Origin of the sequence: Thiohalophilus sp. (assembly GCF_031581315.1) — a bacterium.
Taxonomy (GTDB): Bacteria; Pseudomonadota; Gammaproteobacteria; order UBA6429; family Thiohalophilaceae; genus Thiohalophilus.
The window spans coordinates 1-5,991 of sequence record NZ_JAVLAZ010000040.1 but is presented as its reverse complement, the minus strand read 5'-3'; the positions used below and the strand labels follow the sequence as shown (position 1 = coordinate 5,991).

The window sequence follows — 5,991 nt, the reverse complement described above, 5'->3', positions numbered from 1 at the left end:
ATGGCTGGGGTGGCAGGATTCGAACCTGCGTATGCTGGAATCAAAATCCAGTGCCTTACCGCTTGGCGACACCCCAGTAGAACAGTGACTAGGTGCTAGGCGCTAGGTCCTAGTACTTGGTACTAAATACTCAGAACTCGGTACTCAGTACTGTATTTAAAGATGATTCGTTGACGCCCCGGGCGACGAATCCCTGCCAGTTTTCGGCCAGTTGCTGCCAGGCCGCGTTGGCGGCCGATTCGGTCTCGAACGCCGCAAAGACGCAGGCGCCGGTGCCGGTCAGGCGGGCCGAAGCCAGGGCGTCGAGTGCGTCCAGGGCCGCGACCACCTCGGGATAACGGGCGCGGACCGGCGCTTCACAGACATTGCCCCATTTCGGGCTTTCGGGCGCGGCCAGAAAGTCGCGTATTGTAATGGGTGGGCAATCCCGCCGCAAATGCGAATCGGAGAAAATCGCCGCTGTTGAGACAGTTACCGGCGGGATCAGCACCAGATACCAGCGATCAGGCAGTTCCAGCGGCTGCAATTGCTCGCCCACGCCCTCGGCCCAGGCGCTGTGGCCACGCACGAAGACCGGCACATCAGCACCCAGTTGCATGCCGAGCTCCGCCAGCGCGTCCACGCCCAGACGGGTATTCCAGAGCCGATCGAGCGCCACCAGCGTGGTGGCAGCATTGGAGCTGCCGCCGCCCAGACCACCGCCCATCGGCAGGCGTTTGTCCACGTGGATATCCACCCCGGCCCCGACGCCCGCGGCCTCCTGCAGCAGACGCGCCGCGCGCACCACCAGATCCTGGTCGGCCGGCACGCCCGCCAGTTCCGTCGCCCGGTGCACAGCGCTGTCATCGCGCAGGACAAAGGCCAGCCGGTCGCCGTAATCGAGCAACTGGAAGACCGTCTGCAACAGATGATAGCCATCCCCGCGCCGGCCAGTGACATGCAAAAACAGGTTCAGCTTGGCCGGGGCCGGCCACCAGCGCAGGGATTCTTCGGTCTTCAGGGTCATGTTCCGTTCCCCGGTGGCTCCAGCCGCAATCGTTGCGCACCGATCAGCTCATAGTCGGGCACGCTCAGGTTCTGTTGTTCCGCCACCCCGCTGCCCTCGAGCAATCGCCCGGCACTGTCAAACCGGGCACCGTGACAGGCATCGACGAATTCCGGTTTGTCCGCGGCCAGCCGAACCCGGCAACCGCGACGGGTTTCGTAGGGGTGGAAGACGAATATTTGCGGATGATGCGAGCGCCAGGCCGTGGAGATGTCCCGGGGCTGGCGACTGTCATGCGAGTCGGGATCACGCAGTTGCGTCGCCGGGCGCTGTTCCAGTCGCTGGATCTCTCCGGGCGGGCGTCGGTAGACCCAGATTTCCCGTCCGTCGGGCCATTGCAACTGGCGCAGCTCCCCCGCCGGGATTTGCGACCAGTCCACTTCCAGACGCCAGGGATCGGCCGCCGCTTGCTGTTCCCGCTGGCCATCGCCGCTGCCAAGACTGGCCAGCAGCACCGCCGCCAGCGCCACCAGAGCGATCAAAAACAGCAGCTTCACCGCCGCAGAGAGATAAAGCCGACGCGCGGAGGTGTTCATGAACCGGAAGCGCTGACCTGCCAGTGATCCACGACCATCTTGACCCGCAGATCCTGTCGGTCGACCGACAGCCGATCCGGCAGGGCCAGGCCATCGACCCGGGTATAGCGGCTGAAAGCGACCTGCCACTCGGCCTGCTGCACCGCCGTCAGCCGGCCGGCCTGATCACGACGCGGCTGTTGCGTTGAATAGCGGGGATCAGTCAGTCCCATAATCCAGTAACGCAAACCGCTGACCGGCATGTTGACCCCGGTATGGGCATACAACAGGCTTTCGGGGTCGTCGGCGTAATAGATCCTCTGGTCCGAATCGGTCAGGCGCACGCCCTGCCCGTCACCCTCGAGTTGCACCCGGCCGCTACCAAACGGGCCCCATAGCTCGATGCGGTAATCCTCCTGCCGCTGTTGCCATTCCACGTTCAAATGCCATGCTTCGGAGCCATTGATAATGGCCACGCGCCCTTTCAGCTGCCAGGCATCAATCTGTTCCAGGGCCTGCTGGCGTTGTTCGCCGCTCTGGGCGGGAACGGTCCCGGATTCCGGCGGCGCGGCGCAGCCGGCCAGCCAGGCACCGACGATCAAAACAGGCCACCATCTCATCGGGTGAACCGCTCGATCACATCCCGTAACACACGATGTTCCGGCGCTTCGCGCAGCGCCTCGTCCCAGACCTCGCGGGCCGCCTCATGACGACCGGTTACCCACAACACCTCGCCCAGGTGCGCGGCAATCTCACCGTCTTTAAGTTTGTCGAAGGCCCGTTGCAGATATTCCAGTGCCTTGTCGTGCTCGCCCTTGCGATAATAAGCCCAGCCCATGCTGTCGATAATGGCCGGCTCATCCGGCTGGATCTTGTAGGCGCGGCGAATGTAATCGAAACCTTCGTCGATTCGATCGGTGGCATCCACCAGGGTATAACCCAGCGCATTGAGGGCCTCGGCGTTGTTGGGTTCGTTGTTCACGATGCGTTGCAGATCGGCGAGGGTCTCGTCCAGCCGATCGAGTTTCTCGGCGACCAGCGCGCGGGCATAGAGCAGTTTGCTGTTGTCGGGCATCTGCTCCAGGGCGATGTTATAGAGCCGGTAAGCCTCCTCATACTCGCGGGCGTTGAACAACAGCTCACCCTCGGCCAGATAAAGGCGCAGTTCCGTGTCCAGATTGTCGGCCCGGGTGTTTTGCAAATGTTCGCGGCCGGCGGCCAGCGTATCCTGTCTGGCCAGAATATCGGCGGCGCGGATCCGCGCATCCACATAGTGCTCGCCGCGTTCGATCATGGCGTAGTAGTCGAGCGCCAGATCGAACTTGTCCTGTAGCTCGGCGGCCTGCCCCAGGTAATAACGGGCCTCGTTCACCCGCCGCTTTTGCGCGATAAGCTGCTTGAGACTGGCTTCGGCCTGAGCATAATTGCCCGTCTGCAGGGCCAGCAGCCCCCGGGCGTAGAGCGCATCGGTATGCCCGGGCTCGCGTTTGAGCACTTCATCAAATTGTTGCCGCGCGGCCTCGAACTGCTGCTCGTCTACCAGCTTGCGTGCCAGAAACAGGCGCAACGGCACATCGTCCGGCGCGACCTCCAGCCGCTCGCGGACCAGTTTGAACAGACGGCCGGTGTCGCCCTGGCGATGCAGGACATTGGCCCGCAGCAAATGCGCGTCGGACCAGTCGGGACGCTGGTCCAGAGCCCGTTCGATAGCCTGCTCGGCCAGCTCCAGGCTTTCCACCATCAGGGCCAGATGGGCCAGGGCATACTGGGCATCGGGGTTATCCTGGCGCTCGGCGACCAGATCCTGCATCACGTTCAGCGCGGCCTGCTTGTCTTTTTCCTTGCTCAGCAAGGAGGTGATCAACATGTAACGCTGGCGTTCCTTATCGCCGTTTTCCAGCGCCAGCAGGGCCTCGAAGTGCGGCAGGGCGGCATCGCCGTTCCCGGTGCGCACCAACAGCGCGGCCAGCACCTGGCGCGCCTCGGCATTGGCGGGCGCGAGCTGGACCCATTTTTGCGCCGCCTGCAGGGCTCGTTCATCATCCCGGGCATACACGGCGATACGGGCCGCCCGTTCGGCAACCCGCACATCATTGGTCGCCTCGGCAGCCTTGCTGTAGCCTTCCACCGCCACATCCATACGATTGCGCTGCAGAGCGATTTCGGCGGCCAGCAGATAATAGAGCACTTCACCGGAGAGCGTCTCGGGCAACTCGGCAACCGGCGCCGGCGCCTCTACTGGCGCCGCCGGCTCACTGGTCACCGGGGCCGGTTCGGGCGTATCATCCGACGCGCGGGGGGTGGGAGAAGACTGGCAGGCGGGCAACAGCAGCGCCAAACATATGACAAATATAGGATTTTTCATCAAATTACCGTAACAGACTGGACTTGATTCCGATCATTGTAGATAAGCCGAACAACAACTATAACCAACTTTCGCCGGTTTGACGCTGATATAATATAGAATATCGGGCAGCATAACCGGCATCTCAACCCGAACGCGAACATTCGACGGACAGTCAGGCAGAAAACGTGGCATTACTGGCATTTGGCATCAATCACAAGACCGCCCCGGTGGATATCCGGGAAAAGGTCTCGTTCGCCCCCGAAAAGCTCGAGGCGGCGCTGCGCGATCTGCAAGCCCGCGGCGCGGTGAACGAATGCGCCATTGTCTCCACCTGCAACCGCACCGAACTGTATTGCGGTTTCGATGAGAGCCAGAGCAATGTCGAGAACATCCTGCACTGGTTCCGCGAATACCATCACCTCGACGCCGACGAGGTCGAGCCCTATCTGTATACCCATCTGGACAATCTGGCGGTCCAGCATCTTTTACGGGTGGCCAGCGGACTCGATTCGCTGGTGCTGGGCGAGCCGCAGATCCTGGGACAGATCAAGGATGCCTACAACACCGCCAGCCATGCCGGGGCCATCGGTCGCCAGCTCAATCGCCTGTTCCAGCATACCTTTTCCGTCGCCAAGCAGGTGCGCACCGACACCGCCATCGGCGCCAGCCCGGTCTCGGTTGCCTTTGCCGCGGTCAACCTGGGCAAGCGGATCTTCTCCGAGCTGGGCAAGCACACCGCCATGCTGGTCGGCGCCGGCGACACCATCGAGCTGGTGGCCCGGCATCTCAAGGAACAGGGCATCAAAAAAATCATCGTCGCCAATCGCACCGTGGAACGCGCCCAGTCGCTGGCCGAAGGCTTCGGCGGCGAGGCGATCACCCTTTCCGATATGCCGGCGCGATTGATCGAGGCCGATATCATCATCTCCTCCACCGCCAGCCAGTTGCCGATCCTGGGCAAGGGTGCGGTGGAACGGGCGCTGAAAAAACGCAAGCATCGCCCCATGTTCATGGTCGACATCGCCGTGCCGCGCGACATCGAACCGGAAGTCAGTGAACTGGCCGATGTCTATTTATATACCGTGGACGATCTGCACGATGTGATCGAAGAAGGCCGCCAGTCCCGCGAGGAAGCCGCCCGCCAGGCCGAGGACATCATCGATAACCAGGTCGAGCACTTCATGGGCTGGCTGCGCTCGCTCGAAGCCGTGGATACCATCCGCGCCTTCCGCAGCAAAGCCGACACGATTCGCGATGAAGCCCTGCAAAACGCCGAACGCCAGCTGGCCGCCGGCAAAGATCCGCAGGAAGTCACGCAGGAACTGGCCCGCACCCTGACCAACAAACTGATCCACAACCCCTCGGTCCAGATGAACCAGGCCGCCTTCGAAGGCCGCAAGGATCTGCTCGATACCGCACGCCATCTGCTCGGCATCAAAGACGACGACGCCTGAGCCGCCGCTTCATGAAAGCTTCCATCCAAACCAAGTTGGAAAACCTGGTCGATCGTCTCGACGAAATCAACGCGTTGCTGGCCGACCCCGGCGTCATCGGCGATCAGAACCAGTTCCGCAACCTGTCGCGCGAATACGCCCAGATCAACCCGGTGGTCGCCACCTTCAAGCAATACCAGGATGTCCTCACCGAGATCGACGAAGCCCGCGCCATGCTCGAAGATGCCGACGGCGATATGCGCGAGATGGCCGAGGAAGAACTGCACAGCGCGCAACAACGTCAAACAGAATTGGAAGACGAACTGCAACGCCTGATGTTGCCGCGCGATCCCAACGACGACAAGAACATCTTTCTGGAAATCCGCGCCGGCACCGGCGGCGATGAAGCGGCGATCTTCGCCGGCGATCTATTCCGCATGTATTCACGCTACGCCGAACAACAGGGCTGGAAGCTGGAGATTTTGAGCGAAAGCGAAGGCGAACACGGCGGCTATAAAGAGCTCATCGTCCGCATCGCCGGCAACGGCGCCTACTCAAAACTCAAATTCGAATCCGGCGTACATCGCGTACAGCGTGTCCCCGAAACCGAATCCCAGGGCCGCATCCACACCTCGGCCTGTACCGTGGCAG

Annotated in this window: 6 protein-coding genes and 1 tRNA gene; 2 read left to right on the top strand and 5 right to left on the bottom strand. The window is 62.1% G+C overall.

The features are described 5' to 3' along the window. Position 1: 1 nt before the first annotated feature. The 5 genes from RI563_RS07515 to RI563_RS07495 form a co-directional block, all read right to left on the bottom strand. Positions 2–76 (bottom strand) — tRNA-Gln (locus tag RI563_RS07515). 54 nt (positions 77–130) lie between these two features. After that, entirely contained in the window at positions 131–1,006 is an 876-nt protein-coding gene (gene ispE / locus RI563_RS07510; RefSeq protein ID WP_317622865.1) for a 4-(cytidine 5'-diphospho)-2-C-methyl-D-erythritol kinase, read from the bottom strand. After that, positions 1,003–1,581, bottom strand: a complete 579-nt coding sequence (locus tag RI563_RS07505) for a hypothetical protein (protein WP_310693751.1) — start codon at positions 1,579–1,581, stop codon at positions 1,003–1,005. The genes ispE and RI563_RS07505 overlap by 4 nt, the downstream gene beginning before the upstream one ends. Next, positions 1,578–2,180 (bottom strand): lipoprotein insertase outer membrane protein LolB, encoded by a 603-nt coding sequence (lolB, locus tag RI563_RS07500; RefSeq protein WP_310693750.1) that lies wholly within the window; start codon positions 2,178–2,180, stop codon positions 1,578–1,580. The genes RI563_RS07505 and lolB overlap by 4 nt, the downstream gene beginning before the upstream one ends. Further along, a complete protein-coding gene (locus RI563_RS07495; RefSeq protein ID WP_310693749.1) occupies positions 2,177–3,925 on the bottom strand; it encodes a tetratricopeptide repeat protein in 1,749 nt (582 codons plus the stop codon). Before RI563_RS07495 ends, lolB begins: the two co-directional genes overlap by 4 nt. 167 nt (positions 3,926–4,092) lie before the next feature. Here RI563_RS07495 and hemA point away from each other — a divergent pair, with 167 nt between their 5' ends. Both hemA and RI563_RS07485 read left to right on the top strand, forming a co-directional pair. Then, positions 4,093–5,361: a glutamyl-tRNA reductase gene (gene hemA, locus RI563_RS07490; RefSeq protein ID WP_310693748.1), complete on the top strand. Its 1,269-nt coding sequence runs from the start codon at positions 4,093–4,095 to the stop codon at positions 5,359–5,361. Between the two features lie 11 nt (positions 5,362–5,372). Further along, positions 5,373–5,991, top strand: a 619-nt coding sequence (locus tag RI563_RS07485; RefSeq protein ID WP_310693747.1) for a PCRF domain-containing protein, incomplete at its 3' end; no start/stop codon positions are given.